The 19,030-nt window shown below is 70.1% G+C and carries 9 protein-coding genes; 7 read left to right on the plus strand and 2 right to left on the minus strand.

The window, feature by feature from the left end; translation table 11 throughout:
• Positions 1-84: 84 nt before the first annotated feature.
• Both ACWCOV_RS05610 and ACWCOV_RS05615 read left to right on the plus strand, forming a co-directional pair.
• Positions 85-1,305, plus strand: coding sequence for an MFS transporter (locus tag ACWCOV_RS05610; protein WP_449828029.1), 1,221 nt, complete (start codon positions 85-87; stop codon positions 1,303-1,305).
• A complete protein-coding gene (locus tag ACWCOV_RS05615) occupies positions 1,253-12,670 on the plus strand; it encodes a MupA/Atu3671 family FMN-dependent luciferase-like monooxygenase (RefSeq protein ID WP_449828030.1) in 11,418 nt (3,805 codons plus the stop codon). Before ACWCOV_RS05610 ends, ACWCOV_RS05615 begins: the two co-directional genes overlap by 53 nt.
• Before the next feature lie 99 nt (positions 12,671-12,769).
• Here ACWCOV_RS05615 and ACWCOV_RS05620 read toward each other — a convergent pair whose 3' ends face one another.
• Positions 12,770-13,141, minus strand: a complete 372-nt coding sequence (locus ACWCOV_RS05620) for an RNA polymerase-binding protein RbpA (protein ID WP_130448290.1) — start codon at positions 13,139-13,141, stop codon at positions 12,770-12,772.
• A gap of 235 nt (positions 13,142-13,376) precedes the next feature.
• On the opposite strand from ACWCOV_RS05620, the gene ACWCOV_RS05625 reads away from it, so the two are divergent.
• The 5 genes from ACWCOV_RS05625 to ACWCOV_RS05645 are packed head-to-tail and all read left to right on the plus strand — an operon-like array spanning position 13,377 to position 17,654.
• Positions 13,377-14,783 (plus strand): efflux RND transporter periplasmic adaptor subunit, encoded by a 1,407-nt coding sequence (locus ACWCOV_RS05625; RefSeq protein ID WP_449828031.1) that lies wholly within the window; start codon positions 13,377-13,379, stop codon positions 14,781-14,783.
• Positions 14,773-15,465, plus strand: coding sequence for an ABC transporter ATP-binding protein (locus ACWCOV_RS05630; RefSeq protein ID WP_449828032.1), 693 nt, complete (start codon positions 14,773-14,775; stop codon positions 15,463-15,465). Before ACWCOV_RS05625 ends, ACWCOV_RS05630 begins: the two co-directional genes overlap by 11 nt.
• Positions 15,465-16,694, plus strand: a complete 1,230-nt coding sequence (locus ACWCOV_RS05635; RefSeq protein ID WP_449828033.1) for an ABC transporter permease — start codon at positions 15,465-15,467, stop codon at positions 16,692-16,694. The genes ACWCOV_RS05630 and ACWCOV_RS05635 overlap by 1 nt, the downstream gene beginning before the upstream one ends.
• Before the next feature lie 13 nt (positions 16,695-16,707).
• On the plus strand, positions 16,708-17,244 hold the full coding sequence (locus tag ACWCOV_RS05640; RefSeq protein WP_449828034.1) for a hypothetical protein: 537 nt from the start codon (positions 16,708-16,710) through the stop codon (positions 17,242-17,244).
• 20 nt (positions 17,245-17,264) lie between these two features.
• Complete coding sequence (locus ACWCOV_RS05645) at positions 17,265-17,654, plus strand: VOC family protein (RefSeq protein WP_449828035.1); 390 nt, start codon at positions 17,265-17,267, stop codon at positions 17,652-17,654.
• Here the strand turns inward: ACWCOV_RS05645 and ACWCOV_RS05650 are convergent.
• Entirely contained in the window at positions 17,647-19,020 is a 1,374-nt protein-coding gene (locus ACWCOV_RS05650; RefSeq protein ID WP_449828036.1) for an MFS transporter, read from the minus strand. The two genes, ACWCOV_RS05645 and ACWCOV_RS05650, sit on opposite strands and share 8 nt — an antisense overlap.
• Positions 19,021-19,030 lie beyond the last annotated feature (10 nt).

Genomic DNA, 19,030 nt, shown 5'->3' on the forward strand with positions numbered 1-19,030 from the left:
GCTATTCGTAGCCACCTGACCGGAATGTGCCTAAGCTTCCAGCCACCCGGGTGACCGCCCAACCCGGGCAGGAGGGAGCCGGGGATGCCGCCTGCGCGCGCACTCTGGCTGCTGCTGAGCGGCTACGCGGTCTCGTCGTACGGGAACTACCTGAACCTGGTCGCGCTCGGGCTGTTCAGCTACCACTGGACGCAGAGCACGTGGGCCACGGGTGCGGTGATGGCGATCCGGCTCGGAGCCGGGTTCGTGGCCGGACTGGTGTCCGGCCTGGTGCTGAGCCGGGTACGGCGTCGGCCGCTGCTGATCGGACTCGATCTGCTGCAGGCGGCGGTGATGGTGGTGCTGGTCCTGGCGCCGAGTCTGGCCGTGCTTGTCCTGGTCGCGCTGGTACTTGGGGTCTGCAACACGACGGTGGTCGTCGCGCTGCGCAGTGGGATCCCGGACCTGGTCGGTGCGGATCAGCGGACCCGGGCGAACGGTCGCCTGGTGACGGCACGGTCGCTGGCCAGTGTGCTGGGATTCGGCACGGCTGCGCTGGTGATCGACCTCGGCGGGTACAGCGCGGCCTTCCTGCTGAACGCCGCATCGTTCCTGGTCTCGGCGACGGCGCAGGCCTTCGTGATTTGGCCCTCGCCAACCGCGCAGGCAGCGCCCAGCTCACCGAGGTCAGGCCGGAGCGGGCACGCGCGCCAGTGGCCGTGGCAGTACCTGCCGGCGTTGATCGCCGGGATGATCGCGGTGCGCGGGATCGACGCGCTCGCCTCGGCCGGCCACAACGTCGCGCTCCCGATCTACGCCACCCTGACCGCGCCGGACAACCCCGCCGCGGTCAGCACTCAGTTCCTGACCGCCTGGGCGATCGGCAGCGTGAGCGCTCACCAGCTTGTCAGCCGGTTCCTGAAACAGCTCGACCATCGGGCGTTCGCCGTCGCGACCTGTGCCATGTCGGTGTCGTTCGTACTCGCTTTCACCGGCCTGCCCGCGGCCGGTCTGATCGCCGTCTCATTGCTCGCCGGGATCGCCGACGGCGTGAGCGAGATCGGCTACCTGTCCACGCTGCAGACCCGGCCCGAGCACCAGCGGACCCGGGTCTTCGGCTTGTCCGCAAGCGTGGAGAACTCTGCTTTCGCCGGCGGGATGCTGCTCGCCGGCGGCCTGCTCGACGTGCTGCCGCCGCTGCCGGTGGTCGCCGGGCTGCACGGCGTCGCGGTGGTCGGCGTACTGGTCTTTCTGTCGCTTTCGAGGAGGCATCATGCCGAGAACGTCGATGATCCACGGTCCCCAGCCGGCGCCGACCGCGGCTGACTCGCCGGACGCGGTCCAGGCGCTGCTCCGGGCAGCCGCCGAGTTCCCCTCGGCCGGAGTACGGACGCCCGCGGGACTGCTGACCTATCCGGAGCTGCTCGACCGGGCGCGCCGGATCCTGACCGGCCTCCGTACGCGCGAAGCCGTGAGCGGGCACCACGTGATCCTGCACGGGCTTGCGCTGGATGCCTTCTTCCCGGCGTTCTGGGCCTGCCTGCTGGGTGGGATGCGGCCGGCCGTCATCTCCGACGCGGCCGCGGAGGAGCGGCTGCGGCACACATGGGGGCTGCTCGATTCCCCGCTGATCCTGACCGATCGCGCCCACCTCGACCTGCCGGCGGTGGCGATCGAGGATCTCGCCCGGTTGGAACCGGCCGCGGAGCTGTATCAGCCGGACCCGGCCGAGGTGGCCGTCGTGATGCTGTCTTCGGGGAGCACCGGCGCACCAAAGGCTGCCGCGCTCACGCACCAGGCGCTCGCTGAGTTCGCCGCCGGGTCGCGGCTGCTACTCGACCTTCGGCCGGGCGAGACCATGCTCAACTGGCTGCCGGTGGACCACAGTGGCGCGTTGCTGCTGTACCACGTGCTGCCCGTGTTCGCTGGAGCAACCGGCGTGCACTTGCCGACTAACGACGTACTCGCGAATCCGCTGCTCTGGTTGCAGGAGGTCGATCGGTACGAGGTACAGCACACCTGGTCGCCCACGTTCGGGCTGCAACTGGTTGCTGATGCACTGCCCGTTGGTGCGTCCCTCGACCTGAGCAGTGTGCGGTCGCTCGTGTGCGGCGGCGAGCAGATCGTGCTGCCGGTCCTCGACCGGTTCTTCGCGGCGACTGCTGGATCGGGTTTGGATCGTGCCTGCCTCCGGCCGGCGTGGGGCATGGCCGAGACGACGACCGCCATCACCTTCGGCCGGCTGACTGACGAGGGCAGCGTGGTCCGGGTGCTCAAGTCCTCGCTGGACAGCGTCCTGGTGCCGGCGGGGCCGGAGTCGGACTGCCTGACCTTCGTCGCGGTCGGCTCCCCGGCACCGGGCGCGTCGATCCGAGTCGTCGATGAGAACGACGAGGTCCTGCCCGAGCTGCGGATCGGGAGGCTGCAGGTCCGGTCCAATCGGGTGACTACCGGATATGTGAACAACGAGTCGGCGACCGCGGCCGCACTGCCGGATGGGGAGTGGTTGCGGACCGGGGATCTGGCGTTCGTCTCCGGCGGGCAAGTGGTGATCACCGGCCGCGAGGGGGAGACGGTGGTGGTCAACGGGAACACGGTCTTCTGCCACGAGATCGAAGGCGTGGCAGCGGGGGTGGACGGTGTCGGCGTGCACGCGGTCGGCGCGTGCGGCGTCCCGAACGCCGAGACCGGGACCGAGGATCTGGTGGTCTTCGTCGAGGCGGACGACGCGGTGGCGCCGGCGGTGCGGGCGTTGATCTTCGAGCGGCTCAGGCTGGCGGCCGAGGTGGTCGCCGTACCGGCGGGGGAGTTCCCGCGAACGGCCAGCGGCAAGGTCCGCCGCAACGAGTTGCGTCAGCGGTATCTGAGTGGTCAGTACGGCGTGAGGGACAACGCGGCTGCGTCGACAGCGGGCCCGCGGGCGGGCACGCGCTCTCGGGTGCCTTCGGCGGCTCGAACGGAATTGGCGGAGTCGCGGGGGTCGTCGGTCCGTGCGGTGGCGGCCGAGGTGAGCAGGTTGGTTGCGGAGTTGGCGGGGCAGCCGACGGCTGACGACGTACCGTTCTACGAGTTGGGTCTGACGTCGATCAAGCTCACTCGGCTTCGGGCGATGCTGTCCGAACGCTTCGGGATCGAGGTGCCGGCGACGGTGCCGTTCGAGTATCCGACTGCGGCTGCTCTCACCGGTTGGCTGGCTGAGGCCGCGCCTGTTTCGAGGGCTGGTGCGGAGGCCGACGGCGTGGATCGGCGGGTGGCGGTTGTCGGCATGGCCGCGCGCTTCCCGGGGGCGCGGACGATCGACGAGTTCTGGGCCAACCTGTGCGGGGGAGTGGACAGCGTGTCCACGGGCCCCGGCGCGGATGGGTGGGTCCGGGCAGGTGGGGTGCTTGACGACGTCGAGGCGTTCGACGTGGAGTTCTTCGGGATGTCGCCGAAGGAGGCTGCGCTCACCGAGCCGGCACACCGGCAGTTCCTGGAGGTCGCGCACCAGGCCCTGGAGCACGGCGGCTACGCAGGATCCGACGCGTCCGGGCTGCGGATCGGCGTCTACGCCGGATCCGGGATGAATCTGTACGGACACCAGGATCTGCTGGACCCGAGTCCCGGCAACGATCGGGAAGACCGTGCCCGGGATGGTCGACGAGGGGTAGTCGGGGTTGGCGATGTGCCGACCGCGATGCAGGCGACGATCGGGGCCGCGCCGGACTTCCTCGCCAGTCGCGCCGCGTATCGGCTGGGCCTAACCGGGCCTGCGATCGGCGTGCAGACTGCGTGCTCGACCTCTCTGGTCGCGGTGCACCTGGCCGTCCAGGCGCTGCTCACGTCCGACACGGATCTGGCCATCGCGGGCGCGGCGGCGGTTCGGCTGCCGCAGGACGCCGGGTACCAGTACGTGCCCGGGTCCATCCTGTCCCGGAGTGGTCGCTGCCGCCCGTTCGACGCCGACGCGGACGGCACTGTCGGGGGCAACGGCGTGGCGGCGGTCCTGTTGAAGCGGTTGGACCGTGCGCTGGCCGACGGCGACACGATTCATGCGGTGATCCTTGGTAGCGCGGTCAACAACGACGGCACGAGCAAGGTCGGTTTCACCGCGCCGAGCGTGTCCGGTCAGGCGGATGTGGTCCGTCAGGCGCTGGAGCGGGCCGGTGTCGGCGCCGAGACCATCTCGTACGTCGAGGCGCACGGGACCGGGACCGCGCTGGGGGACCCGATCGAGTTCGCGGCCTTGTCGCAGGTGTTCGGTTCGCCGGACGACCGTACGGCGAAATGCGGCCTGGGCTCGGTCAAGGCGAACGTCGGCCACCTGGACTCCTGCGCCGGCATGGCCGGCCTGATCAAGACGATCCTCATGCTCCAGCACGCCCGCCTCGTCCCCACAATCAACCTGACCCGCCCCCATCCCGAACTCCGAATCGAGAACAGCCCCTTCGAACTCATCACCACAACCCGCGACTGGCCCGAGTCCGCAGGCCCCCGCCGAGCCGGCGTAACCGCCCTAGGAGTAGGCGGCACCAACGCCCACATAATCCTCGAACAACCACCCCGCACCACCACACCAAAAGGTCTGACGGAGTGGACGGAGCGCGGACGGTCGGCGGCGGGTGAACCGGTGGTGGTGCCGGTTTCGGCTCGGTCGCGGGCTGCGCTGGAGGAGTTGGTGGGCTTGCTGCGGGATCAGCTTGTGGCCATGCCGGACGTTGCGGCGGCAGACGTCGCCACCACGCTCGCGCTCGGTCGTCGGCACCACCAGCACCGGGTCGCCGTAGTCGGTGCGGATGCGACCTCGCTTGCCGCCGCCCTCGCCCAGGCGACGCCCAGCGAACCAGGCAGGCCGGGACCTCTGGGATTCGCGTACTCCGGCCAAGGAGCGTCGTACCCGGGAATGTCCGCATGGCTTGCCACGCGGTTCGACGCGGCGCGGAGGGTGCTCGACGAGGTGACGCAGATGGTTGGCGAGGACGTCGTCGACGCCCAGCAGGAGGAGCTCGCCCAGGTGAGCCTCTTCGCCAACCAGGTGGCGTGGACCGAGGTTTGGCGGGCGCTCGGCGTCCTGCCGGACGTGGTCATCGGGCATAGCGTGGGGGAGTACGCCGCCATGTACGCGGCCGGCGCGCTGTCGCTGCGCGATGGTATGCGGCTCACAGTACGGCGTGGCGAGCTGATGCGGACGCGGATGCGGCCCGGCGCGATGATCGCGGTCGCGGCGGACCGATCGACGGCGGAAAAGCTCGCCGCCGAGTGTGGACTGGAAGTTGCCGCGGTCAACGGTCCTGACCGGCTCGTGCTGGCCGGGTCCGAGGACGCTGCGGCCGGCGCGGCGGAGATCCTCGATCGCCTCGGGGTCAGTTGGCGACGCATGCCGGTCGACCGGGCATTCCATTCCGTCCTGGTCGAACCAGTGCTCGACGACCTCCGCGCAGCCGCCAACGAGGTCACCTTCCAGCCCCTTCGACTGCCGTTCTTCAGCGGACTCGACGGTTCACTCCTGACCCACGTCACCAGCCATTACGTCGTGGACCACGCACGCCGCCCGGTGCGATTCGACCTGGCCACCACCGCCGCCGCCGAATTCGGCGCCACCCGCTTCCTCGAACTGGGCCCCGACACCGTCCTGACCCCCCTCGGCCGGCGAGCCGCCCCCGGCACCACCTGGCTACCCACCCAACGCCGCGGCTCAACCACCCAGTTCCCCGAAACCGTAGCCACCCTCTACCGCACCGGCACCAACCTAACCTGGCAGCCCCTCTCCACCGCCCACAGAATCCCCCTACCAGGCCACCCCCTAACCCGACGCCCCATCCCCACCCACCCCTTCACACCCCCCACCCCAACCGCGACGCCATCTACCCCCACAGGCACTGCTATCCCGCCTGCCGCCGCGGGCAGCGCCGTCCCGGCTGCGGGCACCGCCGGCATGCCAGCTGCTGTGGGGACTGCCGGCCTGTCTGATGCCGCGGGGACTGCCTTCCCGCCTGCCGCCGTGGGCGCCGCAGACCTGCCTGCTGCTGTGGCCGCCGCCAACTCGCCCGTCCCCGCGGGCACCACCGTCCCGCCTGTTGACGTGGGGACTGCTGGCCCGCCTGCTGCCGTGAGGATTACCGGCCTGCCCGTGGCTGCGGAGAGCGCCGACCTGTCTGCTGCTAGGGGTGGCGCCCTCCTGCCTGTTGCTGTGGGGACCGCCAGCCTGCGTGCTGCCGAGGGGAGCGGCAGGCCGCCTGTGTCCGCGGGGGCGGGGGTGCTGGGCACGGTGCGGGAGTTGATTGCGCCGGCGCTTGGGATGGTGCCGAATGAGATACCGGCCGATGTCTCGTTCCTCAGCCTTGGGGCAGACTCGCTGTCCCTCATGCGCCTGGTTGGTGACCTGACCGACACCTTTGGCGTCGCCGTCTCCGTTCGCAGTCTCTTCAGCGACGTCGACACCCCGGCCAAACTCGCGGACCTCATCGCCAACTCCACAACCACCCCACCCCAACCCCTGACCAGCAGCACCCCAACTCCACCAGACTCAGCCGGCCTACCGGGTGCACCGGCTGCGGGCGTGGTGGCGGGTGCGCAGGGCGCAGCCGTCGTACCGGGTGCTCCAGGCCCAAGCGTCGTACTGGGTGCGTCGGGCACAGGCGTCGTGCTGGGTGCACCGGCCGCGGGTGTCGTACAGGGTGCTCCGGGTTCGGGCGTGATGCCGGGTGCGTCGGGCACAGCCGGCGTACCGGGTCCGCCGCCTGTGGACGTCGCACAGGGTGCTCCGGGCTCAGGCGTGGTGGCGGGTGGGGCGGGCTCAGGCGTCGTACCCGGTGCACCGGGCATAGCTGGTGCACCGAGTGCGGGTGTGGTGCCGGGGTGGCCGGGGGCGGCCAGTTCGGTGGTTTCGTCGGCCGGGAGTTTGCAGGAGGTTGTGGAGCGGCAGCTTCAGGTGGCTGAGCGGATGGTGGACCGGGTCACCAATCTCATGTCCGAGCAGTTGGCGTTGCTCAACGGTGCGCTTGGCTCGGGCCCGCAACTGACCGCAGCGCCGGCCGCAATGCCCACCAGTACGCCCGCGGCGGCCAGCGCGTCGGCGGTGGCTGGCGTGCCTGCGGTGGCTGGCGGGCCCGAGGTGGCTGGTACGTCGGCGGTGGCTGGCGTGCCTGCGACGGCTGGTGCGCCCGAGGTGGCTGGTACGTCGGGGGTGGATGGCGGGCCTGCGGCGCGTGGCGCGTCGGCGGTGGATAGTGCGCCCGAGGTGGCTATGGCCTCGGCGGTGGTTGGCGCGCCCGAGGTGGATGGCGAGAGCGTGTCGGTGGGGTCGGGGCGGGAGTTGCTGGGGCGGTCGGGGAGTGTTGGGGCCGGGCGGCGGGGTGGGTGTGACTTCAGTTTGTATTTCTTTGGGGATTATCCGGACTCGGCGGCGCGGGACAAGTATGGGCTGATCGTCGGGGCCACCGAGTTTGCGGATCAGCGGGGGTTTCATTCGGTTTGGTTGCCTGAGCGGCACTTTCACTCGTTCGGGGCGTTGTTCCCGAATCCGTCTGTTCTCGCCGCGGCGCTCGCGACCCGAACCCGAAACATCCGGCTCAACGCGGGGTCGGTGGTGCTGCCGTTGCACCATCCGATTCGGGTTGCCGAGGAGTGGTCGGTGGTCGACAACCTGTCGGGCGGGCGGGTCGGGCTCTGTATCGCCAGCGGGTGGCACGCCCGGGACTTCGTGCTCGCACCTGATGCCTACGGCAACCACCGGACGGAGATGTACGACCGTCTCGACACGGTCAGGAGGCTCTGGGCGGGTGAGGCGATCACCGCGGTGGCCGGGAACGGCGAGCCGACCGAGGTGCGGCTGCACCCGAGCCCGCTGCAGGACGAGCCGCCGCTGTTCACCGCCGTCGTGGGGAATCCGGAGTCGTACAAGCTGGCTGCCCGCAACGGTCTCGGCGTCGTCACCAATCTGATGGCGCAGTCCGTCGAGGACCTGGCGGCCAACATCGCCCTCTACCGCTCGACCCGCGCCGAGCACGGTCTCGACCCGGACGCCGGTCGCGTGGTCGTCCTGCTGCACACGTACGTCGGCGACGACCTCGAGACCGTCCGAGCCGAGGCGTACCAACCGTTCTGCGACTATCTCCGCTCGTCGTTGTCCCTGTTCGGGCAGGTGACGAACAGCCTCGGCTTCCAGATCGACCTGGAGAAGACGGCCCCGGACGACGTCGACTTCCTGCTGGGCCAGGCCTATCGCCGGTACTGCGAAACCCGCGCACTGATCGGTACGCCGGACACCTGCCGCGCGATCGTCGACCAGCTGATCGCGATCGGCGCGAACGAGCTCGCCTGCTTCGTGGACTTCGGCCTCGGCCCCGACGACGTGATGCGGAGCCTGGCCGCGGTCGACGAGCTCCGCGCCGAGTACGTCGAGCAACCCTCCGACGCCGGCCGGACGGGCGATGAGCCCGGGGACGACGGCCGGCCGCTGACGCCACCGGAGAAGCGCATCTGGTTCCTGGAGCAGCTGAACCCGGGTGCGAACACGTACCACGAACCGAAGGCGATCGAGCTCCGCGGCCCGCTGGATCCGGCGGCGCTGCAGGGCGCCCTGCAGCGGGTCGTCGACCGCCACCCCGCGCTGCGAACCGAGTTCCGCGAGGTCGACGGCGAGCCACGAGCGTTCGTCCGCACGGAGGTCCGGATCGAGTGCCCGGTAGTCGATGCGGAGGGCAACGACATCGAGTCCCTGCTGCACGACGTACGGCTAGGTGCTCTGGATCTCGACACCGCTCCGCTGCTCCGGGCCCGTTTGGTCCGGCTGGCCGACGACCACCACGTGCTGCTGCTGGTCGGGCACCACATCGTCTTCGACTCGGCCTCGACCCCGATCGTCGTCCGCGACCTCGGCGTCTACTACCGCGCCTGGCCCGCCGATCCCGGCCTGCCGCCCGCCGTCGACGGCCTGCCGCCCGCTGTCGACGGTCTCTCGCAGCGGCCACATTCGAGCGCCGAGGATCGTGACTTCTGGCTCGCCGAGCTCGCCGACGCACCGGAGCTGCGGCTGCCCACCGATCGGCCGCGGCCGCGCACCTGGAGCGGCGCCGGCCGGTCACTCACCCACGAGCTGGACACGAGCCGGCTCGGCGCCTTCGCCGCGAGCTCCGGTGTGACCGTCTTCAGCGTGCTGTTGGCGGGACTCGGCGTGGTGCTGTCCCGGTTCAGCGGCCAGCGCGACTTCGTCATCGGCACCGGTGTTTCCGGTCGCGGCCGGTCTGCCGCGGAGTCCGTCGGCATGTTCGTCGACACGTTTCCGCTCCGGATCCGGCTGTCCGAGGATGCCGACTTCCCCGGGCTGGCCCGCAGTCTCGGCCTGTCCCTGATGGACGCGGTCGACCACGGCGACGTGCCGTTCGAGGACATCGTCGCCGAGCTCAACCCGGACCGGTCCACCGGACGCAACCCGCTGTTCGGGGTGGCGGTCGAGTTCGAGAACGGTGTCGACAAGCTCGACTTCGCCCCAGGCCTCGAGGTCAATCTGCGCGACCTGCCGAGTGACCGCGCGCCCGTCGACCTCCTACTGTACCTGAGCTACACCCCGTCGGGTGTCCGCTGCGTGGTCGAGTACGACAGCGACCTGTTCGACGAGTCCACAGTTCAGCGGCTCCTCGACTACCTGGAGCTGACCCTCGAGCTCGCGACCGCCGCTCCGAGTGTCCCGGTCAGGGCACTGTCCGACCTGACCGCGGCGGACGAGCAGCTGCTGGCCGGCTTCGAGGGTGAGCCGGGACCGGCATCATCCGCGTGCCTGCACGAGTTGTTCGAGCAGCGGGTCGATCTCCATCCGGACGCCATCGCGGTCGACGGCGACTTCGGGCAGGTGACGTACGGCGAGTTGGACCGCCGCGCCAACCGGGTTGCGATCGAGTTGCTGTGGAACGGCGTACAGCGCGGTGAGCTCGTCGGGAGTTGCCTGCCTCGCGGTGTCGATCAGCTCGCGGTCCTGCTCGGGGTGCTCAAGTCCGGCGCCGGCTACCTTGCGCTCGATCCGGCCGTGCCGGTCGAACGCCTGCGGTTCCAGCTGAACGACTCCGGGGCGACCGTTCTGGTCACCGGCGACGGGATGCCGGACCTCGGCGACCTGCCGACGATCCTCGTCGACCACCTCGACCCGGTCGCCGCGGACCGGCCGCGGGTCGAGGTGACGCCCGACGACCTGGCCTACTGCTTCTACACCTCCGGATCGAGCGGGACGCCCAAGGGGGTGCTGATGCCGCATCGGGGTCCGGTCAACAATCTGCTTGGCTTCGCCACCCATCCGCTGACGACGTTGCAGTGGGCGTCGTCGATGTTCGACATGAGCCTGCACGAGACGTTCACGACGTTCATCACCGGTCAGACGCTGATCCTGATCGAGGACGCCAGCAGGTACGACCCGGAACAACTGGCGCGCCGGATTCGTGAGCACCGGATCCAGCGGATCGTGATGCCGTTCAGCGCCGTCCACGCGCTGCTCGCGACCCGGCCGGAGCTGCCCTCCTTGCGGGTGATCTGCTCCGCGGGCGAGGCGACGACGCCCACCGCGGTCGAACACGCGTTCCTCGCGGCGCACCCGGACTGCGTTCTCTACAACGGGTACGGCCCGACCGAGACGTCGATCGGGGTGACGGATCACCCGGTCGAGCCCGGCGAGACCGTGCCCCCGATCGGCCGGCCGCTTCCGGGAGTGCGGATCCGCCTCCTTGATCCGGACCGTCGGCCGGTGCCGGCCGGAGCGGTCGGTGAAATCTGTATCGGCGGTGTGTGCGTGGCGAACGGGTACCTGAACAGGCCCGAGGAGACGGCCAAGGCGTTCTACGCTCCCGGCTGGTACGCGAGCGGCGATCTCGGGCGCTGGCGAGCCGACGGCGCGCTGGAGTACCTCGGCCGGATCGACGACCAGGTTCAGTTGCGTGGTGTCCGGGTCGAGCCGGGTGAGGTCCGGGCCGCCGTACAGGGGCATCCGGCGGTGAGCGAGGCCGCGGTCGTCGTACTCGACGGCGAACTGGTCGGGTACACGGTCGGCGCTGTCGATCATGAGGAGCTGATGGAATACCTGGCGGCGCGGCTGCCCCGTTACCTTGTGCCGCGGCGCTGGGTGTCGCTCGAACGGTTGCCGCTGACAACCACGGGCAAGCTCGACCAGGCGGCGCTCCCGGCGCCGGTCGCGGTCGAGGCGGACGTTCCGCCGGCAACGCCGCTGGAGAGCACGATCCATGCGGTGTGGTGTGAGGTCCTGGAGCGGGCCGAGATCGGGGTGACCGACTCGTTCTTCGACCTGGGCGGGCACTCGCTCCTCGCGGTTCGCCTGCTGAACCGGCTGCGGGACGCGACCGGCCTGGAGCTCACGCTGTCCGAGTTCTTCCGCTCGCCGACCATCCGCGCCGTCGCGAGCCGGAACGAGCCCGCGCCGGCCGATCCCGCGCAGGCCGAGGCCGCGCCGGCCGAGGCCGCGCCGGTCGAGGTCGAGGCGGTCGAGGCCGAGCCGGTGGAGGTTGCGCCGCTGACGGTTGCCCAACGGCGATGCCTGGAGCTGGTCCGGAGTCGTGCGGATGCGTCGATCTACAACACCCCAGCTCGGGTCGACATCCACGAGGAACTGGATCCGGAACGACTACGACACGCGCTGGAGCGTCTGATCCAGCGTCACAGCGCATTACGGACCAAGATCCTCGACGACCGGCAGCAGGTGCTGGCGTCGGTCGAGGTCGAACTGCCAGTCGAGGATCTGCCGGCCGACGAGGACCAGATCCACACCTGGTGTGTCGCGACCGCCCGGCCCGCACTCGAGCCCAGTCAGGCGCCGCTCTGGCGCGCCCGGCTGGGGCGCGTGGCGGCCGACCACTGGGTGCTGGTCGCCGCGATTCACCACCTCGTCTTCGACGGCTGGTCGGCGCGGCTGTTCTGGGACGAGCTGTCGGCCTTGTACGGCGGTGCGGAGCTGCCCCCGCCGAGCGCGCAGCACACGGACTACGCCCGCTGGGAACACGACACGCTCACCGGGGCCACCCGGGCGGAACTGGACGGCTTCTGGCGTGCCGAGCTCGCCGGGTCGACCGTCGAGCCCACCCTTCCCGTCGACCACCCGCGACCGGCGACGCTGTCAGGCCGCGGTGCGACCCAGCACTTGGAGCTCCCGGAGAGCCTGGCCAAGGAAGTCCGAACGGCGGCCGCGTCCGCCGGCACCACGCCGTACGTGCTGATCGCCGCCGCCTTCGCGGAGTGGCTCGGCGCCCTCTGCGGTCACGACGAGGTCGTGCTGCCGGTGTCCAGCGCGCGCCGGCGCCAGTCCGGTCACGAGGGGATCATCGGGTTCATCGGAGAAGCCGTGCCGGTCCGGATCCGGCTCGGAACCCACGACCTGCTCGCCGAGACCGCTCGCGCCCTCTACTCGGCGCTCGACCACGAGGCCCTGCCTTGGGGCGAGATCCTGCGGACGGTCCTCCCAGACCAGACCCAAGCGATCCTGTTCACGGTCATCACGACGCCTGCCGCCACCCTGAGCCTGCCCACCGGCAGCTACCCGGTCCGTGCGCTGCCGTCGCCGGACCTGGCGCGCCGGGAGCTCTACGTCGTGTTCACCCTCACCGACACCAGCTTCACCCTCGACATCGAATACTCCACCGACCTCTTCACCGCCGCCACCATCACCGAGTGGTCCACCACCCTGGTGGCGGCGCTGGCGAACCGGTGCCAGGTGTGATCGCTCGGCTAGGGCCGACCGGGTCCCTCGGCCGGTGCTGACGCACGAAACGGGCCCTTCGCCGCGGCGTTGCGGAGAAGGGCCCGTTTGGGGCTTGGGTCAGGCGGTGCGCTTGGTGCGGTGCAGGTGCGCCGGGCCGATCTCACCCTTGCGGAGGAGTTCGACGCGCTCGGCCAGCAGCTCTTCCAGCTCCGAGATGCTGCGGCGCTCGCGCAGCATGTCCCAGTGCGTACGGGCGGGCTTCTCCTGCTTCGGCTCCGGCTTCTCACCGGTCGACCGCGCGGCTTCGCTGCCGCAGTGCGGGCACTCCCAGACCGCGGGCACCTCGGCGTCGTGCGCCATCGTCACCTCGACCACGTGACCGCGGGGGCAGTCGTACGTGATCATCTGGCGCGGCGCGAACTCGACACCACGGTCATCCTCGAAGCTGACCCCACCCAGCCCCGAACCACGCAGTACGCGATTAGACATGTCAAACCTCCGAGATCGTCATCCGTGCCAACGGTCGGCCGGCCCGGATCATTCCCATTTTGGCATGCCCGAGCCCCATGTTCGCACCTGACAGCACCGTCGTGACCGCCTGTCATCAGGCGTTCACACATCACGGTGTGTCGCGGCCGACCGGCTGTGGGACGCGCCGAGTTCACAGCGAGTTGCCAGGTTTCGAGGATCGATTCCTCAGCAAACGTCCCTAGCGTCAGCGTCCATGGTGCTACCCCGCCACAAGCTCCGTGGCCTCAGCGTGCTCAACGTGGCCTTGGTGGCCATCGTCCTGGCCATCGCCATCACGGCGTACTTCCTCTTCTTCCGCACGGACCAGCCGACGGCTGCCGCGACCCGCCCGACCGTCGCGGTTGCGCGTGGCGAGGTGACTGCGAGTGTCAGCTCCAGCGGCACGCTGCAGAGCTCGCAGACGGCCTCACCGCAGTTCGAGACCTCCGGGACCGTGACGCAGATCATGGTCAAGGTCGGCCAAGTGGTCGCCAAAGGTACGGCGATCGCCAAGATCGACCCGTCCGCCGCCGAGCGCCAGCTCCGGATCGCCGAGCAGAACCAGATCGCCTCGGCGAACTCGGTCGACGCCGCCGAGGAGTCGCTGAGCGACGCCCAGGACGCTCTCGAGGACGCGGAGGCGGCCTCCGCCTCGCCAAGCCCGACACCGACCGACGGCCAGCAGGCCCAGAACAGTCAGACCCAGAACAGTCAGACCCAGAACAGTCAGACCCAGAGCAACCAGGGCCAGAGCCCCGAAGTCGCCGTCAGCAACGCCGAGGCCAGCCTGGCCCGCGCCAAGGCGGACAAGGAGCAGGCCGACGAGGACGTCGAGGCCGCTCAGGCCGCGGTCGACGCGACCACCCTGAAGGCGCCGATCGCCGGCACCATCACCGCGATCAACGGCTCCGTCGGCTCGGTCACCGGCGGCTCCAGCTCGGGAAGCTCAGGGACGGGTTCAGGCGGGACAGGCTCGACCTCAGGTCAAGGTTCAGGCTCCAGCAGCACCACCACGACCACAACCTCAGGTACAGGTTTCGTCGACCTCGCCGACCTCAAGTCGCTCCAGGTGGTCGCGGCCTTCGCCGAGGCGGACGCGATCAAGATCAAGGCCGGCCAGTCCGCCACCGTCACCCTCAACGCAGAGCCCGGTACGACGCTGACCGCCGCCCTCGCCTCCGTCTCACCGATCCCGACGACCACCAACGGAGTCGTCTCGTACTCGGCCACCTTCTCGCTCACCAAGATCCCGGCCAACGCCCGGATCGGCCAGACCGCGAACGTCACCGTGCAGACCGCCAAGGCCGCCAACGCCCTGTACGTCCCGAGCACCGCGATCGCCACCAGCGGTACGACGTACACAGTGACGATGGCCGACGGCGGTGGGACCCGCGAGGTGCAGGTCGGCGTCCGTGGGGACAGCTACACCCAGATCACCTCCGGGCTGGACGAGGGCGACCGGATCGAGCTGCTGCAGGGCTCGATCGGCGCCACGGCCGGCCAGAACGGCCAGGGCCGCCAGGGTCAATTCGGCCAGGGGCAGTTCGGTCAGGGGCAGCTTCCCGGCGGCGGCCAGTTCCCCGGAGCGGGCACCGGAGCCGGGGGCAACCGTGGCCGCTGACGCCCTGATCGACATCCGGGACGTCACCAAGACGTACGGCGCGGGGGAGACGGCCGTGCACGCACTCCGTGGGGTGTCGCTGCGGGTCGAGTCCGGCGAGTACGTCGCGGTGATGGGCTCGTCCGGATCCGGCAAGTCGACGCTGATGAACATCCTCGGCTGCCTCGACGTCCCGAGCCGGGGCGAGTACTGGCTGGACGGCAGCAACGTCGCCCGGCTGTCCGAGGACCAGCAGGCGCTCGTCCGCGGCCGCAAGATCGGCTTCATCTTCCAGTCGTTCAACCTGATCCCGCGCACCACGGCGATCGCGAACGTCGAGCTGCCGCTGACCTACGCCTACCTCCGCCGCGCCGAGCGCCGCAGACGTGCCGCCCGGGCGCTGGAGCTGGTCGGCCTGTCGGACCGCGCCGGCCACCGGCCGAACCAGCTGTCCGGCGGCCAGCAGCAGCGCGTCGCCATCGCCCGCGCGCTGGCCACCGGACCGCGGATCCTGCTCGCCGACGAGCCGACCGGCAACCTCGACGCGCACTCGACCGAGGAAGTGCTCGGCATGTTCGACCAGCTGAACGCCGACGGCCGCACGGTCGTGGTGATCACCCACGAGAACGAGGTCGCGGCCCGGGCGCGCCGGCTCATCCACGTCTCGGACGGCCGGATCGTCGCCGACGAGGTGACCCGCTGATGTCACCCCGCGACCTGTTCGGGGCCGCCCTGCGCGGCCTGAGCGCGAACAAGCTGCGCTCGCTGCTGACCGTCCTCGGCGTGTCCATCGGCGTCGGCGCCGTCATCGTGCTCGTTGCAGTCGGCAACGGCTCGGGCAAGGCCGTCCAGGACCGGCTGGAGGCGATGGGCACCAACCTGCTCACCGTGTCGACCACCGGCGGTGGCGGCGGCTTCCAGCGCGGCCAGGCCGGCCCGTCGGCGCAGCAGTACAGCCTGTCGCTCGACGACGCCGAGGCACTCGCCGACAAGAACCTCGCACCCGACGTCGCCTCGGTCGCCCCGGTCATGACCAGCTCCGGTACGGCGACCAACGGCGACACCAGCTACACGGTCAACCAGGTGATCGGCACGACGCCCGAGTACCTGCCGGCCACCAACACGCCGGTCGAGACCGGCCGCTCCTTCACCCAGCAGGACGTCGACACCTCGCAGCGCGTCATCCTGCTCGGCCAGACGGCCGCCACCGAGCTGTTCGGGCGGCCCGGGGCCGCGGTCGGCCAGACCATCAAGCTCGGCGCCGTCGACTTCGTCGTACTCGGGGTGCTGGCGAGCAAGGACAGCACCGGGTTCTCGGATCCGAACGCGACCGCGATCGTGCCGATCAGCACGCTGCGCGCGACCCAGGCCGGGTACGGCGCGTTGAACCAGATCGTCGTCCAGGCCGCGGACCAGGATCGGGTGGACGTCGCGCAGGCCGAGGTCACGCAGTTGCTGACCGCGCGGCACGAGGTGCCGGCCGACCAGGCGTCGCCGTTCCGGATCACCAACTCGGCGCAGATCCTGCAGACCAGCCAGGACACCGCCGCGACCTTCACCGCGCTGCTGGCGACCGTGGCCGCGATCAGCCTGGTGGTCGGTGGGATCGGCGTCACCAACATCATGCTCGTCACAGTCACCGAGCGGACCCGCGAGATCGGGATCCGCAAGGCGCTCGGAGCGCGGCGGCGGACGATCCTCGGCCAGTTCCTGATCGAGGCGACGCTGCTCAGCCTGATCGGCGGCGCTGTCGGTGTCGCCGCCGCGCTGGTGATCACCCAGTTCCAGCTGGCCGGCGTCGAGCCGGTGCTGGTCCCGTCGTCGATCGCGCTCGCCCTCGGGGTGTCGGCCGCGGTCGGCCTGTTCTTCGGCAGCATGCCCGCGCACCGGGCTGCCGGTCTTCGTCCTATCGACGCACTACGTCACGAGTGAGAGGCACCTTCTGATGAGCAACCAGACGCCCGACGAGTTCGCGCAGATCGGGTCCGACGAGGAGGTCGACGCGGCGCTGCAGCCGAGGAAGAGCCTCAACCTGCCGCTGGCGACCGCGATCCTGACCGGCGTCGTCGTACTGGCCGTCGGGCTGGCGGGTGGCGCCGGACTGCACGCGGCCTTCGCGCCGGACAGTACGACGCCGCAGCAGCAGGCGGGCCGTGGCCTCAACGGCGGCGGGTACGGCGGATTCCGCGGGCAGAACGGTCAAGGACCAGGCGGCCAGGGCAACGCGACGATCGGCACCGTGGTGTCGGCGAGCGGCTCGCAGCTGGTGGTGAAGACCCAGAACGGCGACGTCACGGTCAAGCTCACCGGCGAGACGACGTACGACATCACCAAGCAGGGCACCGCCGCCGACCTGAAGACCGGTGAGCAGGTCGTCGTCAGCGGCCAGAACACCGACGGCACGATCACCGCGACCACCGTCCGCCAAGGATCGGCCTTCCCGGGCGGCTTCCGCAGCCCAGGTGCCACGCCGTCACGGTGATCGTTTGTAGGGTGGCCGGCATGGCCAGTAAGTTCACCGAGCTTGCGATCGACTGTGCCGACCCCCGCGGTCTCGCGCGGTTCTGGTGCTCGGTCCTCGACTACGAGGTGCAGAGCGAGGAAGCCGGAGTGGTCACCATCGGCTCCCCGCTGGTGCCGGAAGGCAAGAAGCGCCCCGGCCCGGTGCCGCCGACGCTGACCTTCGCGCGGGTGCCCGAGGGCAAGACCGTGAAGAACCGGCTGCACATCGACGTGAACGCGACCGACCGGGACCAGGACGACGAGGTTCGTCGCCTGCTCGACCTGGGCGCGCGGCACGCCGATGTGGGCCAGACCGGCGACGAGAGCTGGGTGACCCTGGCCGACCCCGAGGGGAACGAGTTCTGCGTCCTCGCCGGCCGCTTCAGATGAGCGTCGGCTGGGTGTTGCCGGCCTCGCGAATGCCCCGGCGCATGTCGACGCGGGCCAGCAGCACCAGGCCGACGACGAAGAACAGGCCGAGAGCAACGATCGCCGGCCGGTAGGAGCCGGTGATCTGGTGGACCAGGCCGAAGACGAGCGTGCCCAGCCAGGAGGTGCCGCGTTCGCCGGCCTGGTAGAGCGAGAAGTACTCCGCCTCGCGACCCTCCGGGATGAGCTGGCTGAACGCGGACCGGGACAGCGCCTGGGTGCCGCCGAGTACGACGCCGATCGCCACGCCCATCGCGAGGAACGGCACGATCTGCTTCGCCGGCAGCATGAAGCCGGCGATCACGATCAGGATCCAGAACACCAGCCCGCCCATGATCGTCCGCTTGGTGCCGAACCGGCGCGCGAACCGCCCGAACGCCAGCGCCCCGAAGAACGCGACGAACTGGACCAGCAGGATGGTCGCGATCAGGATCTGCGTCTCGAACCCGAGCTGCTTCTCGCCGTACGTCGACGACACCGAGATGACGGTCTGGATGCCGTCGTTGAAGAACAGGTACGCGACCAGGAACAGCAGCATCATCGGGTACGTCCGCATGTGCTTCAGCGTCGCCGCCAGCTGGCCGAAGCTCTGCCGGACCAGGCTCCCGCTGCGCACCTGGACGACGTGCGTCGGTGGCCGGTTCCGCAGCTTCACGAACGGGACGAACGTGAACGCGCCCCACCAGATCCCGGCGGACAGCAGGCTGAGGCGGACCGCCGTACCTTGGCTGATGCCGAGCGCGTCGTGCGCGGTGACCACGGCCAGGTTGATCGTGAGCAGGATGAAGCCGCCCAGGTAGCCGAAGGCCCAGGCGCGGGACGAGACGTCGTCCCGGTCGTCCGGCCCGGCGATGTCGATCAGGATCGAGTCGTAGACGACCAGCGACGACCCCAGACACAGGTTGCCGATGAACAACAGCAGCGCGCCGAGCTCCCAGCGACCGCCGCCGACGAACACCATGCAGGACGCGGCCAGCGCGCCGGTCCAGGCGAAGCCGCACATCAGCAGCTTCTTGCGCTCCAGCCGGTCCGCGATCGCGCCCACCACAGGCAGGAACAGCGCCGACACCAGCGTCGCCACGGTGACCACGTAGAAGGCGAGCGAGCCGGGGGAGATGCCCAGCCCGAGCACGTCCAGGTTGGTGTCGCACGGCTTGTCCGCCGTACCGGCGTACCCGCAGGCGGCGGTCTCGGCGACCGAGGTCAGGTACGGCGCGAACAGCACCGTGCCGACGGTCGTGACGTAACCGGAGTTGGCCCAGTCGTAGAGGCTGAACCCCCAGTACTCCCGTTTGTCGACCGCCGCCGGGGCAGAGAGAAGTCCCATGCGCAGGAGT

This window comes from Kribbella sp. NPDC002412 (assembly GCF_053592935.1).